The organism is Sphingobium sp. B2D3C (genome assembly GCF_025961835.1).
Lineage (GTDB): Bacteria > Pseudomonadota > Alphaproteobacteria > Sphingomonadales > Sphingomonadaceae > Sphingobium.
The window spans coordinates 2,517,374-2,535,378 of record NZ_JAOQOK010000001.1 but is presented as its reverse complement, the minus strand read 5'-3'; the positions used below and the strand labels follow the sequence as shown (position 1 = coordinate 2,535,378).

The window sequence follows — 18,005 nt, the reverse complement described above, 5'->3', positions numbered from 1 at the left end:
AAGAGCGAGTATTGATTGCCTACCTTTGGGAAGTAACGAGTGCAATAATGCTTTGCCGCCTGGAAGGCCCGTGAGCTGGGATTAGAGCAGCGCTGCTGACAGACGACACCTAATTCATCGAACCGCTGAGCCGCTTTCCACAAATTCGTGAATTACTCGCCCAGGACCGTTGAAACGTTCACGATTTGATCTACATCTACTCTGGGGAAGCACAACCGGGGGTAGAGAGCTTGAGTATCGCGGACACAGGGGGCTTGAGCATTCCAAGGTCGTGGCCATATCAGCAGATGATGTGAAGTCGAGTTGCTAGTGGCCTCAGTCAGCGAAAGGGCTCACTCCCGCGAGATCTTCTCAACAGCAGTGTCAGACACATCAAGATCGCGTCTTGCGCGTCGACGCTCCATTGTGCCTGAAACCCGGTCGCCGAGCATCCTGCAGGCCACATAGAAGATTGGCGCAAAGATGAGGCCGAGCAGGGTCAGGCCGATCATCCCGTAGAAGACGGCTGTTCCCAGCGCTTGGCGCAATTCCGCACCGGCGCCTGTGGCAAAAGCGAGGGGGACCACGCCGGCGATGAATGCGAAGGAGGTCATGAGGATCGGACGCAGGCGGATGCGCGCGGCGATGATCGCGGCTTCCCGGCAGGACAGGCCCTCATCCTCGGCCTGGCGTGCAAATTCCACGATCAGAATTGCGTTTTTCGCCGCAAGGCCAATCAGCACCACCATGCCGATCTGCGTGAGAATATTATTGTCCTCGCCTCGCAGGTTCACGCCCAGAATGGCGGAGAGCAGGCAGAGCGGTATGATCATGATGATCGCGAGCGGCAGCGTCAGGCTCTCATAAAATGCCGCTAGCGCGATGAACACGAAGATGATCGCCAGCCCGAAGGCAAGTTCACCGCTGCCTCCCGCAACACGCTGCTGATAGGCCAAGTCCGTCCACTCGAAGCCAAAGCCCGCGGGGAGGCGCTGAGCGGCGATCCGTTCCATCGCTTCCATCGCCTCGCCGGAGGAATAGCCCGGCGCTGCCTCGCCCTGAATATCGGTCGATGGATAGAGATTGTAGCGCTGAACGCGATACGGCCCGGTCGAGGGCGTGAGCTTAGCGACCGCGTCGAGCGGGACCATCGTGCCGGACGCCGAGCGCGTTTTTATCTGCCCCAGCAGGTCCGCATTCTCCCGATAGGCCGGGTCCGCTTGCGCAATCACCTGGAAGCTATGGCCAAGCAGGGTAATGTTGTTGACGTAGGAGCCCGCCATGTAGGTCTGGAGCGCGGCATAAACATCCTGGCTTTCCACACCGAGCATCTCGGCCTTATCGCGGTCCACCTCCACCGCGATGCGCGGGCTGCGCATGTTGAAATTAGTGAAGCTCTGGGAAATGGCGGGCTCTTCAGCGGCCGCCGCGGCGAGATCGCGTGTCACAGCATCGAGCGCCGCGTAGCCGTGCCCGCCACGGTCCTCCACCATGAGGCGGAAGCCGCCCGCCGTGCCAAGGCCGCGCACCGGTGGCGGCATGATGAGACGAATGTCCGCCTCGGTCATGCTCGAGAAGCGCTTGCGCAGGTCGGCGACGATGACGTCCGCGGTCAGTCCCTTGGGCAACCGCTCGCTGAACGGCTCCATGATGGCATAAAGCTGTCCGGCGCTGGACTGGACGGACATGCCCATCGCATCCACGCCCGCATAGACGGAGGCTGCCTGAACGCCCGGTGTCTCCAGCATGACATCGATGGCCTGCCGCACGACGGCATCGGTGCGTGCAAGGCTGGCGCCGGTCGGCAGATTGATCGCGACGACGGCGAGGCTCTGATCCTGCTGAGGCACGAAACCGCGCGGCGTGTCATAGAGCCGCCAACCGGTGAGCAACAGCAAGCCGATATAGAGGATGAAGACGAGGCCCATCATACGCAGCAAGCGCCGTGTGAGCCTGCCATAGCTTTGACCGAAGCGGTCAAACATCATCGTAAAGCGCTCGCCGCTCCGGTGCAGGCAACGCACGATGGCGGTGCGCGGCGGGACACTGTCATGCTGGCGCAGTAGCAGCGCGCACAGGGCGGGCGAGAGGGTAAGCGACACGATGAGCGAGATGACGGTTGCGGCGGTCACCGTCAGTGCGAACTGCTTGTAGAATTGCCCCGTGACGCCGCCCATGAAGGCGGTCGGCACGAACACGGCCACCAGCACCAGCGCGATGCCGATGAGCGCGCGCCCCACCTCATTCATAGTCCGATACGCCGCCTCGCGCGGGGAAACGCCTGCGCGAATATGGCGCTCGGCATTTTCCACCACGACGATGGCATCATCCACCACGATCCCGATGGAAAGAACCAGCCCGAACAGCGAGAGGTTGTTGAGCGAGAAGCCCGCCGCCGCCATGACAGCGAAGGTGCCGACTAGCGAGATGGGTATGGCCAACAACGGGATGATGGCGGTGCGCCAGCTTTGCAGGAACAATATGACGACGATCACAACGAGAATGACCGCCTCGACCATCGTGTCGCGTAACTTGTTCACGGAATCGCTGATATATTGGCTGGGGTTGAATACGATCCGGTAGGAAATGCCGGGCGGGAAACTCTTGGCGAGTTCCTTCATCGTCTCGCGAACGGCGTTGGCCGTCTGGAGTGCATTGCCGCCCGATGCCTGCGAAACACTTAGGGGATAGGCTTCTCCCTGATCGAGATAGGCGTTGATCGAATAGGTCTGTGCGCCCAGCTCCACCCGCGCAATGTCGCCGATGCGGGTGACGCGCCCTTGCGCATCGCGTTTGACGATGATTTGCTCGAACTCTTTGGGCTGGTTGAGCTTGCTCTGAACATTCAGATTATATTGGGTAGGGCCGGGATTCTGGCTCATTTGCGCGCCGCCAACCGTTCCCGCCGCAAGCTGGATATTGTTGCCGCGCAGCGCCGCCAATATCTCTTGCACGGTCAGGTCGCGCGCGGCTGCCTTGTCCGGGTCGATCCAGATGCGCATGGCATAATCACGTGAAGCGAATGTTCCGACATCGCCCACGCCGGGCAGGCGGAGCAGCCGTTCGCGCACCTGCATGGTTGCGTAGTTGGCGAGATATTCGCGATCGATACTGGGTGAAGTCGACAGCATGTGGACGATCATCAGTGTGTCGTTCTGCGCCTTGCGCACCGTCACGCCGAGATTTTGCACTTCCTGCGGCAGCTGGGGCAGCGCGGTCTGCACGCGGTTCTGCACCTGCACCTGCGCCAAATCAGGATCGGTGCCGATCTGGAAGCTGATGTTGATCGTCACGCGGCCATCCGCAATCGCGGTCGAACTCACATACAGCGTGTTGTCCACGCCATTGATCTGTTGCTCCAGTGGGGCTGCAACGGTGTCCGCCATAACCTCGGCAGAGGCGCCGGGATAGACGGCGGTGACGCTGACCACCGGCGGCGAGATTTTTGGATATTGGTCGACCGGCAAGCGCCAATAGCTAATGATGCCGACGAGCAGAATAAACAGCGACAAGGCGCAAGCAAAGATGGGTCGCGCGATGAAGAAATGCGAGAAGCTCATCCGCGCGTTGGCGGCGCTCACTTGGTCGCTCCCGGTGCGGGCCGCTCAGGTTCGATCTTGCCTAGCTTGGCGACGACCTTCTGCCCCACTCGCGCGCGCTGCATGCCGGCGATGACGACCTGCTCGCCGGGCGCGAGGCCGCTGCGGATCACCCGCAGGCCGTCCGCTATATTGCCCAGCTCCACAATGCGCTGGGCAATCAGACCATCCTTGCCGACGACGAATACGGTCGGACGGGTCTGATCGACAATGATCGCCTTCTCTGGAACAAGCAGTGCAGGGCTAGGCGCGCCCAAAGTCCAGCGCATCCTTCCAAACATGCCGGGGGTGAGCAAGCCGGTGGGGTTCTGTACGAGCGCTTGTCCGCGGATGGTGCCGGAGCTTCGATCGAGCGCATTGTCCAGCATCTCGATCTGACCGGCCCAATTGAACTCGGTTTCATCCTCAAGGCGGATCCGCACGACAGCGCCACTCTCACGAGCCCGGCGGAATTGCAGGAAAGCACGCTCCGGCGCATCGAACACAAAGCGCATGGGGTTCTGTGTCATGATGGTGGTGAGCAAGGTCTGCTCGGCCGAGACCAGATTGCCTGCTGCAAGCCTGCGATAGGATGCCCGCCCGCTTGCTGGCGCCGTGATGCGCGTGAACGAGAGATCCAGCGATGCGGCCTGAGCGACGGCGCGGGCGTTGGCCAGCTCAGCGGCCGCCTGCTCCCAATCAGCAAGGCGGGTATCGACCAGGGACTGGCTGATGAAGCCATCGCCGATCAGGGCCGTCGCGCGCTTATAATCAGCCGAGGTTCTGGCGAGCGCCGCTTGCGCACGGGCGACGCCGGCGCGAGCTTGCGCCAGTCTTGCGGCGAAGGGCCGTTGATCGAGCGTGAAGAGCAATTGTCCGCGCGTGACGGACTGCCCGTCCTTGAAGTGAACCGATTGCAGCAAGCCAGAGACTCGCGGACGCACATCGATGGCGTCCACCGCTTCAAAACGTCCTGCATAATCGACCCAATCGGCCACATTGCGGCTGAAGGGTTTTGCGATAATAACTTGCGGTGTAGGCGGCGGCGGTGGCGCTTTTTCCGAGCAGGCAGCCAAAGCGTGAAGGGCAAAAGCGATTAGAAAAGTGCGCTGGTTGCGGGGGAACTGCGAGATAGCAATCCTGCGGCCATGCCATTCCTCAGGTCGCGCTACCGCGCTGTGGCTCCCCCTCATTCGTCCATCCCTCCGCGCAGACTGCAAAAATTCTGTGTTCCAGCGCTTATATCTGCTCGTCCTAGCAGCACCTCATAGTGGACGAAAGCAACTATTGGCCTGCGAATGAGCGCCCTGCAACGTCTCGATCTGAGGGCTTTTCTGACAGTTGTGCTGGCGAGCACATCCTCCATCAGATGTTTCACCTCACCGACGGGCACGCGCCTAGCGAAATAACGGTGCAAGGCGCGGTTGCGCAGCGCGACGCGCTCATCCTCCAAAACGGGCACGCACCTTTCCTGCACCTACGCTATCTCTGCCAGAGGTCAGATCTCACTGTCTCCTAAGAGCGGAAAGGCGGCCAACCCCTCATGTTGAGCGTGCATCAAAAGCATCGGTCAGAACTGTGTTGGTGTCTCGGCCCAATGGTAATAAGGCGCTGGACAGGGAACTGGCACGTCATTGACGTGATATGTTTGCGCGTCCCGCCGGTCGGAATGATGCGGCCCGAACGACTGCTATTGCTTGGAGCAGACGTCCGTTACGCCGGATCTGAACGACCAGGTTTGGTCGGTAGCCGTCATCAGGGTTCAGCCGAATGCACGTCCGCTATCACCTTTTCAGCTCCTGAAAGCGGACTGTCCAGATTGTCCAACAAAGCAGTCGCGAAACTCTGCTCCCAAAGCAGGTGCGCGATCCGGCTAAACGAACAGCTGCTTTCCTCATTGCTGAGGGCGCACATTCGACTGGACTTGTTCCTGACACCGAGCATTGGTGCTGGTCGAGCCGCGGCGCAATGCTGCGGAGATGCCCTGCCGGCTTGGTCGACAGGGCTCTGGGTGGTGGGAGCAGCGCAGTGCTGCTCCGCAAGAGGAGACCACCCATGACCAGGCTCAACGATCTGCAACTCGTCCTGCTGTCCGCTGCTGCCCAGCGGGATGATGGCAGCTTGCTGCCACCGCCCGATCACCTCGCCGATCAGGCAGGCCGGATCCGCAAGGTCATCCCGCCGCTGATCAAGCGCGGACTGGTCGAGGAAGCCGCGACCTCCGATCTGCCCAAGGTCTGGCGGGAAGAGGGTGATGATCGCTTCGCGCTTGTCATTACGCAAGCGGGCCGTGCCGCGATCGGCCTGGACAGCGAGCAGAATGCTCAGGCTGAGACTGTTGCTACCGCGGCCGTCGTCACGCCACCGAACCGCACACGGTCAAAATCAGAGCAGGTGCTGGATCTGCTCCGCCGCGCCGAGGGCGCATCGCTTGATGAGCTGGTCGGCATGACCGGCTGGCTGCCGCACAGCACCCGCGCGCCGCTCACCGGCCTGCGCAAGAAGGGCCATGGGATCACGCTGGACAAGAGCGGTGAGCGCGCCTGCTATCGTCTGGTCGAAAGCGCTGCGGCATGAGCCTGGAGGCACGCCTTGATGCTCTGGCGGCGCTGTCGTTGGGCGAGCTGCGTGATCAATGGCGATCGTCAATGGGTTCAGAGCCGCCGCGCGTCAGCGCCGATCTGCTGCGCCGACTGCTCGGCTATGCGCTGCAGGAGAAAACCATGGGAGGGCTGTCGCCCTCCCATGGCCAGGCCCTCCGTCGCCTTGCTGCCGGCAAGGAGAGCGTCACCCTCAAAAGCGGAATTGCATCTCGTGCGGCAGTGGAACGGGCGTAGCATCAGCGTTACCGTGGTTGAAGATGGCTATGTGTGGGAAGAGCGCAGCTATCGGTCGCTCTCGGCCATTGCCCGCGCGGTAACCGGAACGTCCTGGTCGGGTCCCCGCTTCTTCGGGCTGCATGATCATGGCTAGGCGGCCCAAGCTCACTGAAGGACCGCGCGGTGCTGTACGCTGCGCCGTCTATACCCGCAAGTCCAGCGAGGAAGGGCTGGAGCAGGCGTTCAATAGCCTCGATGCCCAGCGCGAGGCCTGTGAGGCGTACATCGTCAGCCAGCGCCATGAAGGCTGGTCTCTGGTCAAGACCGCCTATGACGATGGCGGCTACTCCGGTGGGTCGATGGATCGCCCCGCGCTGGTCCGCCTGCTTGCCGACGTGGAAGCCGGGAAGATCGACGTGATCATGGTCTAAAAGGTTGATCGCCTGACCAGAGCCCTCTCGGACTTTGCCCGCATCGTAGAGATCCTCGATGCCCGGGGCGCCAGCTTCGTTTCGGTCACGCAGGCGTTCAACACCACGAGTAGCATGGGACGGCTCACCCTCAATGTGCTGCTCTCCTTCGCCCAGTTCGAACGCGAGGTGACCGGTGAGCGTATCCGCGACAAGATCGCCGCCTCGAAGAAGAAGGGCATGTGGATGGGCGGTAATCCCCCGCTTGGCTATGATGTGAAGGACAGGGCGCTGGTCATCAACCAGGCCGAGGCGAGCCAGGTCCGCCACATCATGACCCGCTATCTTGCGCTGGGCTCCCTGCAGGCCCTGGTCGAAGAGTTGTTGCGCGATGGCTATCGCACCAGGCGGCTTCAAGGCCGGGGCGGCATTGCGTTCAGCCGCGGCGCGCTCTCCCATCTGCTGGGCAATGCCATCTATCGCGGCAAGGTCGTGCACAAGCGCGCGGTCTATGACGGCCAGCACGACGCCATCATCGATGAGGCACTTTGGGATGCGGTACAGCGCCAGCGGGAAGAGGGACGCAACAACCCAACATACAAGCGGTCTCCCAAGCGCAGCTTGCTCACCGGCTTGATCCACGATGGGGAGGGGCGCAAAATGTCGCCCAGCCACACGGCCAAGGCCGGCAAGCGCTATCGCTATTATGTAACCCATCCCAACGCGCTCATCGGCAGCAGCGAAAAACCATGGCGGGTCAGCGCGCCGGAGATCGAACGGATCGTCATCGAGCGCCTGAAGGGCTGGCTCATGGATCGTAGGACGATCATGGATCTCGTGGGTTCGGCCAATGCGGTCAATGCTATGGCTAAGGCAGCCCAAGCTGCAGTCGATGTAGGCAAAGCATCCAGGCGTGCGGCGATGCTGACGATGCTCCTCGCTCGAATCGACATGGCAGAGGAGAGCATCACTCTCACACTCCACCGGGACAAGCTGCGGTCCCTCCTGCGGGTCGATCAGCTGGTGCACGATCACCCGGTGCAACTGACCAGCCGGGCGATCCGCATTCGGCAGGGCAAGGATGTTCGCCTAATCATTGGCCACTCGCAGGATCGTTCGGCTGACACGGTCAACAAGCCGCTGGTCGCGCTGATCGCTGAGGCGCGTGCGCTGCATCAAGCGCTGCTGAGTTCCCCTGGGCACAGTCTGGCATCACTTGCCGACGCGCAGGGCAAGTGCTGCAAGCGTTCCGCGCAGCTGATGCGGATCGCGATACTTGCGCCGGACATCGTTGCCCAATGCATCGAGGGCAGTCAGCCAGTATCGCTTACGACCAAAAGACTGCTTAGCATCGATCTGCCGATTAGCTGGAGTGAGCAGCGGGCTTTGCTCGGCTGCAGCTGACTTCCGTCACCCATCTAGGGAAAGCGTCGGCCGGATGTCCTCCGGCCGTTTTTGTTCGATGCCGCGCGGCGCCGACCGGTCATGAGGTCTGGAAAGTGACAACTGAGATAAAGGGGCATAAATGGCCAACGGTGGCCGCGTGCTTGGTCTGCAGACCTCAGTTCGCGAAGTGCCAGCGCCAAAATGGCGCAGTTCTGCGCCAGTTTTATCACGGTCAAAGCGCGGCTCACAAATCTCGGAGAATTACGGACTGTCTGGTGCGGGCGGTCGGACTCGAACCGACAAATCCTTGCGGATGGCGGATTTTGAGTCCGCTGCGTCTACCAATTCCACCACGCCCGCACGGCGCGAACCCCTTGATGCAGCGCGCTGCGGGGATGGCTGGCGCGCCTATATCTCACCTTTTTAGGAAACGCCAGATGCTCGGTGGCGTTCATGTACCGCGCGTGAGAATAGATCGTCTTACGCCCGTGCCCTCGTCAGCCGGCCCGTTCGATCAGGCTTCGGCGTGGCCGTAATCGGAGCGGTGCCGGCGGGCATCGCCGGCGGTGGCGCGGTTCTTGAGCGCCTGCTCGACCCTGTTGAGCAGTTCGGCCGGGCGATAGGGCTTGCCGATCACATCCTGCGAGATGGTCTGCGGGCCATCGGAGACGAGCTGCTCATTATAGCCAGTGGTCATGAGGATCGCGATGCCGGGCACCAGCTTCACCGCTTCCTCCGCCAGCAAAATGCCATTCAGGCTGCCGGGCATGACGAGATCGGTGAAGAGAAGATCGACCGGGTCGGCCTCCATCAGCTTCTGCAGCGCCTTGAGACCCTCATCGCCCGAGATGGCGGTCGAGACACGATAGCCGGCGCTTTCAAGGATCTCGCGGGACAGGGCCATGACTTCAGGGCTGTCTTCCACCACCAGAATATGGGCCTTGCCGGAGGAACCATCCGCGGGCGCGGCCGCGGTGATGGGGGCGGGGTTGCCGGCGCGGTCATCCTCGTCATTCTGCACGGAAACCGGGAAGAGCAGGCGGATCGTGCTGCCGACGCCCTGTTCGCTCTCAATCTCCAGCCGGCCCCGCGATTGCTGCAGGAAGCCGCTGGCCATGGCGAGGCCGAGGCCCGTGCCCTGACCGGTGGGTTTGGTGGTGAAGAAGGGCTCCGTCGCGCGCTGGGCGACATGGGCGGGCATGCCTTCCCCCTCATCCGTCACCTCAAGGCTGATATAGTCACCGGGCGGAAGCTGGCGGGCGGCAGCATCGCCGTTGAGATGCAGCTTGCCGGTCGTGATGGTCACCAGCCCGCCGGCGCCGCGCATCGCGTCCTTAGCGTTCATCACGATGTTGAGCACCGCCATCTCGAACTGGTCAGGATCGACGTGGATGCGCGGCAGGCCCCGCCGTAGGCTGAGGTGCAACTCGATATCGCTGCCGAGCGCGCTCTCCAGCACATGCACGAAGCTCTGCACGCAATCGCTCACGTCCACTGATCGGGGCGTGAGGCGCGTCTTGCGGGCGAAAGCGAGCAGCTGGCCGGTCAGCTTTGCCCCGCGCGCGGCGGCGTGCTGGGCATTCTCGATATGCCGCCCGGCCCGCTCATCCTCGATGCGGTTCGAGGCCAGTTCCAGGCTGCCGCCGATCACCTGCAGCAGATTGTTGAAGTCATGGGCAAGGCCAGCGGTCAGCTGCCCGATCGCTTCCATCTTCTGCGCCTGGCGCAGCACTTGCTCGGTTTCGCGCCGCTTGGTGACGTCCAGCTGGCTGGCGAAAAAGTAGAGCAGCTTGCCGGAGACGTCATAGACCGGGCCGATGAACACTGCGTTCCAGAATGGCGTGCCGTCGCGCCGGTAGTTGAGGATTTCGAGCGCGATGGACTCGTGCCGCGCCACGGCATCGCGCAGTTCGGCGATCCGCTCGCGGTCCGTCTCGGCGCCTTGCAGGAACCGGCAGTTGCGCCCGATGATTTCGCTCTCTTCGTAAAGCGTGAGGTCCAGAAACGCCTTGTTGGCAAAGACGATGGGATTGTCCGGCAGATTGGGATCGGTGAGGATCATCGGCATCCGCGTCATTTCGATCGCGGCGAAAAACACGTTGCCCCGTTCGCTCAGACCCGGCGCTGTGATGGTGCGCTCACGCCAGTGATCCTTGCCGCGCACGGTCACCCGGCCTTCGGCTGCTTCAGTGCCCTGATTGTCATCCGAAGCGGCGGTATCCCCGTTTTCAGCCGCGAAGTCGTTGTGATCGCCCGATTCTATCGCCAAGGTCGCATTCCCTGTGGTTGCCCGCTCCAGCCGTCCGCGACTTTGAAGCCAGCATAACAAACGCTTCAGGACCGAGTGGTTCCCGAAAACCGCCCAGACTGCCCTTGCGTACAGGGGGTGGCTAGTCGTCCGATTGCCGGGGTGCAAGACAATGTGGGGACAGCCGGACTGCACGAACATGGACGCTGGGCGCGATCGCGCTATATCGCCTGCATGGCTCATACACAGGCAAAACTCATCGTCCGTCCCGCGCTCGCTAAGGATGCGCGCGCAATCGCCCGGCTCTCCACCAAGGTCTATGGCAAGGCCGAGGCCATGACCGCCGCGCAAATTCGCGGCCAGATCAACAACTTCCCCGAAGGGCAATTCGTCGCCGATTATGAGGGCACGATCGTCGGCCACTGCGCCACGCTCATCGTCTCGCAGGAGATTGCTTTCCCGCCGCACAGCTGGGGCGAAATCACCGGCGATGGCTTCGGCACGCGCCATGACCCGGAAGGGGACGTTTTGTACGGCATGGAAGTCTGCGTCGATCCCGATTTCCGGCGTCTGCGCATCGGCCAGCGCTTTTACCGCAAACGGCAGGAGCTATGCCAATATTTCGAGCTGAAGGGCATCGCCTTTGGCGGTCGCTTGCCGGGCTATGCACGCCGCCGGCGGGATTATCCCGATCCGCAGGCCTATCTCGATGCCGCGATCGAGCGCAAGCTGCGGGATCCGGTGATCAACTTCCAGCTGGGGCAGGGCTTTCAGGCCAAGGGCATCCTACCGGATTATCTGCCGGGCGACCGGGACAGCGCCGGCAATGCCGTACTCATGTTCTGGCCCAATCCGCTGGCGCCCGAGGAGGGGACAGGGCGCGCCCACCATGGCACCCTCAAGCTGCCGTCATCGGTGCGGGTTGCCACGGTGCAGTTCCAGATGCGCGGCATTACACGGATCGAGCAGTTCGAGGAGCAGGTGGAGTATTTCGTCGACGTCGCGGCGGATTACCGCGCTGACTTCGTGGTGTTTCCCGAGCTCTACACGTTGGAATTGCTTTCCATCTCGCGCGCCAAGCTGGCGCCGAGCGAGGCCATCGGGAAGATCGCAGAATATACCGAGCGCTACTGCGCGTTCATGGAAAAGCTGGCGGTCAGCTACAACATCAACATCATCGGCGGCTCGCACCCGACGCGGGTGGAGAATGGCGATATCCGCAACATCAGCTACGTCTTCCTGCGGGATGGCGCGATGTACACGCAGGAGAAGCTGCACCCCACGCCATCGGAACGGCGCTGGTGGAACATCAAGGGCGGGTTCGGCGCCGATGCCATCCCCACCGATTGCGGGCCGATCGGCGTGATGATCTGCTATGATTCCGAGTTCCCGGAACTGGCGCGGCACCTCGTCAATCAGGGCGCGCTGCTGCTGTTCGTGCCCTTCTGCACCGATGAGCGGCGCGGCTATCTGCGCGTGCGCTATTGCTGCCAGGCGCGGGCGGTGGAAAACCAGTGCTATGTCATCACGTCCGGCGTTGTCGGCAATCTGCCAAATGTCGAGAATATGGATATTCACTATGCCGAGAGCGCGATCCTCACGCCCTCGGACTTCCCCTTCGCGCGCGATGGCGTGGCCGCCGACACCGCGCCCAATACCGAGACGATCGCCATTGCCGACCTCTCCCTCGACGATCTGCTGACCAGCCGGCAGAGCGGCGCGGTGCAAAACCTGCGCGACCGCCGCTTCGACCTCTACGGCGTGCAATGGAAGGAGCCGCGCACCAAGCGGGCGCGCTGAGGCAAGCCGGGGACGGGGACGGCTCTAGCCTGCCTTCACCAGATCGGCGCCTTTCTCGCCGATCATGATCACGGTCGCATTGGTGTTGGCGCCGGGCACGGTCGGCATGACCGACGCGTCGATGACGCGCAGGCCGGTGACGCCCTTCACGCGCAGCGCGGGGTCGACCACGGCATCGGGCCCGGTGCCCATGGTGCAGGAGCCGACGGCGTGCTGGCCGATCTCGACCACCTGGCGCACCCAGTCTTCCATCTCGTCATCGCTCTGCACCTGCTCACCCGGCATCAGTTCGGTGCCGGTCAGCGCGGCTTGCGGGGCGGTGCGGTAGATGCGGCGGGCCTCGCGGATGCCGCGGATCATGGTCTGCATGTCCCAGCGGTCGTCCATCAGATTGAGGGTGATGGCGGGGCGGTCGTTCGGGTCGGTGGAGCGGAGCGTCATCCAGCCGCGGCTGCGCTGGTTGAGCACCACTACGCCGCAGGCCAGCTTGTGCGCCGGTGCGGGACGGAAGGGCGGCATCCACAGCCGCGCGCCGAAGGTCACCGGATTGCACATCAGCTGAATGTCCGGCTGCGCCAGCGCCGGATCGGTGCGCAGGATGACATTGCAGCTGTTGAGCTGCGTCGCGAACTTGCCGGTGCCCAGCATCAGCCACTGGACGAAATGGCGCGCCGCCCGGTCGAGCCGCAGTTCCTTGACGAAGGTGACCGGCCTGGTCGCCGCGAACTCCATCATGCAGCAGGGATGTTCGGAGATGTTGCGGCCGACGCCGGGCACATCGGCCTTCACCGCAATGCCCATCTCGGCAAGCTGTGCGGCTGGCCCCACGCCGGAGAGCAGGAGCAGCTGCGGGCTGTTATAGACGCCGCCGCTCAGGATGACCTCGCGGCGCGCGCGCACCTGGCGGGTCTGGCCGTCCACCGAATATTCGATGCCGACCGCGCGATTGCCGTCGAACAGGATGCGGTGGGCGAGTGCCTTCAGCCGCACGTCCAGATTCTTGCGGCCCAGGGCAGGGCGGATATAGGCCGCCGCCGCGCTCGCCCGTCGCCCGCGCTTGTCGATGGTGACCTCGCCGCGCGCCGGGCCTTCCGCATCCGCGCCATTGATGTCGTCGGTCGCCGGATACCCGGCCGCCAGCGTGGCCTGCCGCAATGGCTCGTGGAGGAGATGCCCGGTCTGGATCGGCGCGACATGCAGCGGGCCGCCCACGCCATGATAGGCGCTTTCGCCCCGCCAGCTATCCTCCATACGCCGGAAATAGGGCAGCACATCGTCATAGCTCCAGCCGCGCGCGCCCATTTGCGCCCAGGTGTCGAAATCATTGGGGTGGCCGCGCATGTAGAACATGCCGTTGATCGAGGAGGAGCCGCCGAGCACCTTGCCGCGCGGAATCCAGATCCGCCGGCCATTGAGATGCGGCTCCGGCTCGCCCATGTCGCCCCAGCTCAATTTGGGGTCGGCGATGGTCTTGAGGAAGGCGAGCGGCATGGCGATGTCCAGCCGCTTGTCGCTGCCGCCCGCCTCCAGCAGCAGAACCGACGTGCCCGGGTCTTCGCTCAGCCGCGATGCGACCACGCATCCCGCCGATCCCGCGCCCACCACAATATAGTCGAATTCATCCATCTCCATCTCGCCCGGTCCGCCTGCCTGAATTGCTTCAATCCTGCCTGTCGTACAGCAGCCCCTTGAGCGGGGGCGGCAGCGGTCGACCTTCCCGCGCGCCCGTCTGCCCCGCAAAGGCCGCGAGGATCGGGCCGGACCAGTCGCGGATCGTGCGCTGCGCCATGCGCCACACGCCATCCTCCTGCCGGAAGATGTCCTCATAATAGCCCATCACGTGCAGGGCGTGCGGGCCATCGCCCTGCCGCAGCGCCACGGCGCCATAGGAGATCGCCCGCGCGCCGCCCTCGCAGGGCGTGACGATGATGTTGGTGACATGATGCTGCCGCCCCGCCGAGGCCGGCTGGTCGCGGATGAAGGTCGCGAAATGGCGGATGGCGTCCGCGCCCTGCCAGCGCAGCGGCGTCTCGAACGCATCCCAGATCAGCAGCCCGTCACGGGTGAAGCAGCCCACGAAAGCGTCGACATTGCCGGTATCGAGCGCCCAGGCATAATGCGCGATGGCATCGCGGATGCCGAACTGATCGTCGGCGGAAAGGCGGGTGGTCATGCTTCAGGTCACCGCATAATAATCGAAGAAGGTCGAATTGCCCCGCCGCTCGGCAATGCCGACGAAGACGGTGCGGTTGAGCCAGCCGTGCCGCCCTTCCGGCGCCTCGAAGCGCGGTGTGATGCGGCAATAATTGTCCTGGGGGTCGACCTGCTCGCCGGCCTCGATCCGTGCCGTCATCTCCGGATTGGCATAGGCGATGCCGCGATTGTGGATGTAGATCATGGCGCCGTCATCGGCTTCCAGCATGTAATGCGCCTCGAATTCGACAAGGCCGCTGGACCAGAGCCGGGGCCAGTCCCCGCCCGAATAGGGCACGACATGGCCGGAAAGACGCGGGCCGCTCACCACCCCGCCGGCGAGCGCGACGAAGCCGCGCGTGTAGCTTTGCAAGGCCGGCTGGAACCGCGTGCGCGGCCCTTCGCCGAAATCGAGGCGAACGTGGAAAGCCAGGTCGAGCGCCGGAACGTGCACATCATCCTCCCCCGCGAGCGTTCGTGCCGCTCGTCAGATTGATTTTGTCTGCACACGCTTGTGCCGGAACCCGCCTGCGAATGCCAAGGCAAAAAAGCGGGAGCCGCGCGTTCGGTTATCGCCGCAGTTTCAGGAACCAGCCGATGTTGAAGCGCCAGCCGTCCCCTGCGTTGGGAAAGGGTGCCTCGATAACGCGCGCGGCCTCCAGCGAGAGCGAAGCGCGGGTGGTATAGTTGAGGCGCAGTCCACCGCCGGCCGAGGCCATGGAATAGCTGGCTGCCGGCAGGCCGGTGCGGGCGTTGAGGCGCACGCGGGCACCATCGACAAAGCCGTAGACTTCCGACCCCTGCAGGCGCGTGGGCAGTTTGGGACGCAGGGCCAGTTCGAACAGGCCGGCCATGCCCTTGTCGCCGCTGAGCAGCGCCGTCTCGAACGCGCGGCCGATCTCCGGCCCGCCCACCGAGAAGCGCTCGTTGCCGCCCAGCCGGTCGCCGCTATACTGGCCGCTCAGCCGCAGCCGTCCGACAAGGCGCTTGCCGATCATCCGATCATAATTGGCGCGCCCTGCGATCTTGGTGAAGTCGATATCGGTAAAGCCCGGCACCCCGCGCGCGCCGAGCATATCGAGGCCTCGGCTGCCGGTGATGGCAAGGCTCAAGGCGCTCTTGTCCGCCACGATCGAGTAGCCGGCGGCCGCGCGCACGGCCCGGATGCGGTCGGAGGAAATTACCGATCCGAGATAGGCCGCATCGCTGTTCAGCCCGTCAATGCCGGCGCTGACGGTGAGATTGCGTTTATATCCGCGAATGACGGGGTAGGAGAGGCTGAGCCCGAGCGTCTGCGCCTCGCCGACGATCGCGGGCGCCTGCAGTCGCGTATCCAGCCAGGAGGTCGAGAGGCCGAGAGTGAGGCCGTCCGTGCCGAGCGGCGTCTGGTGGCTGAACCCGGCATAGCGATAGCGCTTGAGATCGGCGGCGCTGAGCAGGGTCAGGTCGCTGCGGTCGCCATCGCGCAGCAGGCTGTAGAATTTGGCCGATGCGCGCCACTGGCCGCTGCCCAGCCCGCTTTGCGTGCGGTTATCGAAGCCGAAGGAGAAATCGCTATACTCCCGCTCCGGCGTAATCGCGAGGCGAACGCCACCGGCCTGCGCGCCGCGCAACATATTGGCGTCGATCTTCGCCCCGGGAATGTCGCGCATCAGCGAGAGGCTGCGCTCCAGCGTGCGGCGGCTGAGCGGGTGCTCGCGCGCCAGCGGGGCTGCATAGGCCTGGATGAGCGGCGAGGCGCCCTTGGGATAAGCGATATCCTCGATGAACCCTTCGGCCAGCAGTACGCGGACATGGCCCTCGGCCAGATCCTGCTGCGGAATGGCGACCGTATAGAGCGCGATGCCGGTCTTGGCATAGGCATCGGAAATCCTCTTGGCGAGGGCGCCCAGAGTCTCGCGCGTGGCCGGCTGGCCGACGAAGGCCCGGGCAGCTTCGGCGACCGGCGCCGGCGCGTCGACGCCGGAGAAGGTCACGCTGCGGATCGGCGCGGCGGTGGCCTGCGCCTCGACGGCCACCTGGCCTGTCGGATCATCCGCAGGCTGCCGCTCCTGTGCGGGCAGCACCGGGGCGGGGCCGGGCTGGCTTTGATCGATGAGGGGCGGTGTCAGGCCGCTGCCCGTGGGTTGGGCGATGGCGATCAGCGCAATGGCTGCAGGCAGGAGCGCGACCATATGGACCTTTCGGAATGGGAGCGGTGGGTGCGCGGCGGGTCTTGAGACCGCCCGCCGCGCACCGGAGGGAAGGTTGCGCCGAGGTTCGGCGACTTGAGGCCGTTTGGCTGTTTAGCGGCCCAGCCCCAGAGAAGTGCCGACCGTGTTGAGCGTGCCGGTTACCGGCGCCAGCAAGCCGCCATTGGTCGTCGTGCCGGCCCCCGCGCCTGCACCGGCTTCGACGCTGCCGCCAACGCCTAGCGCACCGCCGACCGAGCCGACCGTGGCACCGACCGTGCCGAGCACGCCGCCATTTACGTCGCCGCCCGTGGCTGTTCCACCGCCAAGCACGCCGCCGCCTGACACGTCACCGCCCACGCCCACGGCGCCGCCGACAGACCCAACGGTCGAACTCACGGCGCCGAGCACGCCGCCCACGGCCCCCGTGCCCCCGCCGGGCAGGGACGCGCCGTTCGGCAGCACATTGGCGTTGACCAGCGCCGGATCGCCGCTCCCCAGCAGCTGATTGCCGCCGAGCGCGACATTCAGCAGATTGTCGGAAATGCCGCCGGTGGGCGCCGTAATGTTGGTCACGCGCACATCGGCGATGCCGTTCACGGTGGCCAGCGCGGTATTGCCTGCGTTCAGCACGCCGGCGGATGCGAGCGTGCCCGTCGGCTGGGTGTCACCGAGCACGCCAACGCCGATCGCGCCTGCGGTGCCATCAAGACCGTTGGTTACGGTGCGACCGCCAACGTCGATGGACACGATATCGCCGACCACGCCCTGCGCGCCCTGCAGCAGCAACGTGCGGCCTTCGCCGGCATCGACCAGCACCGTGCCGGTATCCTGCAGCACCCGCGTGATCGTGCCGGTCACGGGCTGCGTGACTGGCAAGGCAGCGGCGATGGGGGTGGTCACGCCTTGCTGGCCATCCGCGACGCCGAGCACGGCATTGCCGGCCGTCGCCAGAACCGGGGAGACCTGCGTAACGACGCCCCCAGCCAGACCGCCACCGGTGCCGCCGCCGCCATCGGCCGATCCGCCGCCCCCGGTATTTCCGCCGCCGGTGTTCCCACCGCCGGTATTTCCGCCGCCGCCCGTGTCAGTGCCGCCGCCGCCATTGTTGCTGCCGCCATCGCTGCTGCCGCCCGACCCGGGCGCTGGCGAGCCGACATTGGCGTAGCGGGAATAACCGCTGGTCTCGCAGGCGCTCAGCAGCATGGCGAGCGCGGAGCAGGCGGCTATGGCGGGCATGGCCCGGCATAGTCGTGACGTTCTGTTGGATCGGAATGTCGTCGTGGAAAGAACCTGAGCCATTGCGTCATCTCCTGTCAGGCTTGCAGCCGGGCTGGAGACGGAGCTATCCGATGGCAGGCCCACGTAGCGCGGAGCGGTGTGGAGCGATCATAGCCAGAGCGAGGCGTAGACACGCACAC

At 64.2% G+C, this 18,005-nt stretch carries 11 protein-coding genes, 1 tRNA gene and 2 pseudogenes; 5 read left to right on the top strand and 9 right to left on the bottom strand.

Translation table 11 applies throughout. The features are described 5' to 3' along the window. Positions 1-332 precede the first annotated feature (332 nt). Both M2339_RS11795 and M2339_RS11790 read right to left on the bottom strand, forming a co-directional pair. On the bottom strand, positions 333-3,560 hold the full coding sequence (locus tag M2339_RS11795; protein WP_319800998.1) for a multidrug efflux RND transporter permease subunit: 3,228 nt from the start codon (positions 3,558-3,560) through the stop codon (positions 333-335). After that, positions 3,557-4,750: an efflux RND transporter periplasmic adaptor subunit gene (locus M2339_RS11790; protein ID WP_264586497.1), complete on the bottom strand. Its 1,194-nt coding sequence runs from the start codon at positions 4,748-4,750 to the stop codon at positions 3,557-3,559. The genes M2339_RS11795 and M2339_RS11790 overlap by 4 nt, the downstream gene beginning before the upstream one ends. Before the next feature lie 862 nt (positions 4,751-5,612). On the opposite strand from M2339_RS11790, the gene M2339_RS11785 reads away from it, so the two are divergent. The 4 genes and pseudogenes from M2339_RS11785 (at position 5,613) to M2339_RS11770 (ending at position 8,190) form a co-directional block, all read left to right on the top strand. Continuing rightward, entirely contained in the window at positions 5,613-6,134 is a 522-nt protein-coding gene (locus M2339_RS11785) for a DUF3489 domain-containing protein (protein WP_264586498.1), read from the top strand. Next, a pseudogene (locus tag M2339_RS11780) lies at positions 6,131-6,530 on the top strand (DUF2924 domain-containing protein). The gene M2339_RS11785 and the pseudogene M2339_RS11780 overlap by 4 nt, the downstream one beginning before the upstream one ends. Further along, positions 6,517-7,020: pseudogene (locus tag M2339_RS11775) on the top strand (recombinase family protein); the annotation flags it as partial. The pseudogenes M2339_RS11780 and M2339_RS11775, both read left to right, overlap by 14 nt. 6 nt (positions 7,021-7,026) lie before the next feature. Then, complete coding sequence (locus tag M2339_RS11770) at positions 7,027-8,190, top strand: recombinase family protein (RefSeq protein ID WP_319801113.1); 1,164 nt, start codon at positions 7,027-7,029, stop codon at positions 8,188-8,190. A gap of 255 nt (positions 8,191-8,445) precedes the next feature. Here M2339_RS11770 and M2339_RS11765 read toward each other — a convergent pair. Both M2339_RS11765 and M2339_RS11760 read right to left on the bottom strand, forming a co-directional pair. After that, positions 8,446-8,532 (bottom strand) — tRNA-Leu (locus M2339_RS11765). A 154-nt stretch (positions 8,533-8,686) separates the two neighbouring features. Next, a complete protein-coding gene (locus tag M2339_RS11760; protein ID WP_264586499.1) occupies positions 8,687-10,441 on the bottom strand; it encodes a PAS domain-containing protein in 1,755 nt (584 codons plus the stop codon). Between the two features lie 213 nt (positions 10,442-10,654). Between M2339_RS11760 and M2339_RS11755 the strand changes: the two genes are divergently transcribed. Then, entirely contained in the window at positions 10,655-12,220 is a 1,566-nt protein-coding gene (locus tag M2339_RS11755) for a carbon-nitrogen hydrolase family protein (RefSeq protein WP_264586500.1), read from the top strand. Between the two features lie 24 nt (positions 12,221-12,244). On the opposite strand, the gene M2339_RS11750 is transcribed toward M2339_RS11755, so the two are convergent. From M2339_RS11750 to M2339_RS11730, 5 genes are all read right to left on the bottom strand, one after another. After that, entirely contained in the window at positions 12,245-13,852 is a 1,608-nt protein-coding gene (locus tag M2339_RS11750) for a GMC family oxidoreductase (protein WP_264606354.1), read from the bottom strand. 28 nt (positions 13,853-13,880) lie between these two features. Continuing rightward, positions 13,881-14,393 carry a nuclear transport factor 2 family protein gene (locus M2339_RS11745; RefSeq protein ID WP_264586502.1) on the bottom strand — a complete coding sequence of 171 codons (513 nt, stop codon included), beginning with the start codon at positions 14,391-14,393 and terminating at the stop codon, positions 13,881-13,883. A 3-nt stretch (positions 14,394-14,396) separates the two neighbouring features. Beyond that, complete coding sequence (locus M2339_RS11740; protein ID WP_264584203.1) at positions 14,397-14,867, bottom strand: DUF3237 family protein; 471 nt, start codon at positions 14,865-14,867, stop codon at positions 14,397-14,399. 115 nt (positions 14,868-14,982) lie between these two features. Then, on the bottom strand, positions 14,983-16,587 hold the full coding sequence (locus tag M2339_RS11735; protein WP_264586503.1) for a ShlB/FhaC/HecB family hemolysin secretion/activation protein: 1,605 nt from the start codon (positions 16,585-16,587) through the stop codon (positions 14,983-14,985). 111 nt (positions 16,588-16,698) lie between these two features. Then, complete coding sequence (locus M2339_RS11730; RefSeq protein WP_264586504.1) at positions 16,699-17,823, bottom strand: hypothetical protein; 1,125 nt, start codon at positions 17,821-17,823, stop codon at positions 16,699-16,701. Between the last annotated feature and the right edge of the window lie 182 nt (positions 17,824-18,005).

Bases quoted from the DNA above. Each gene is read 5' to 3' on its own strand.
- M2339_RS11790 (WP_264586497.1), bottom strand. From the start codon at position 4,750: ATGAGGGGGAGCCACAGCGCGGTAGCGCGACCTGAGGAATGGCATGGC.
- M2339_RS11785 (WP_264586498.1), top strand. From the start codon at position 5,613: ATGACCAGGCTCAACGATCTGCAACTCGTCCTGCTGTCCGCTGCTGCC.
- M2339_RS11770 (WP_319801113.1), top strand. From the start codon at position 7,027: ATGTGGATGGGCGGTAATCCCCCGCTTGGCTATGATGTGAAGGACAGG.
- M2339_RS11755 (WP_264586500.1), top strand. From the start codon at position 10,655: ATGGCTCATACACAGGCAAAACTCATCGTCCGTCCCGCGCTCGCTAAG.
- M2339_RS11750 (WP_264606354.1), bottom strand. From the start codon at position 13,852: ATGGAGATGGATGAATTCGACTATATTGTGGTGGGCGCGGGATCGGCG.
- M2339_RS11745 (WP_264586502.1), bottom strand. From the start codon at position 14,393: ATGACCACCCGCCTTTCCGCCGACGATCAGTTCGGCATCCGCGATGCC.
- M2339_RS11735 (WP_264586503.1), bottom strand. From the start codon at position 16,587: ATGGTCGCGCTCCTGCCTGCAGCCATTGCGCTGATCGCCATCGCCCAA.
- M2339_RS11730 (WP_264586504.1), bottom strand. From the start codon at position 17,823: ATGCCCGCCATAGCCGCCTGCTCCGCGCTCGCCATGCTGCTGAGCGCC.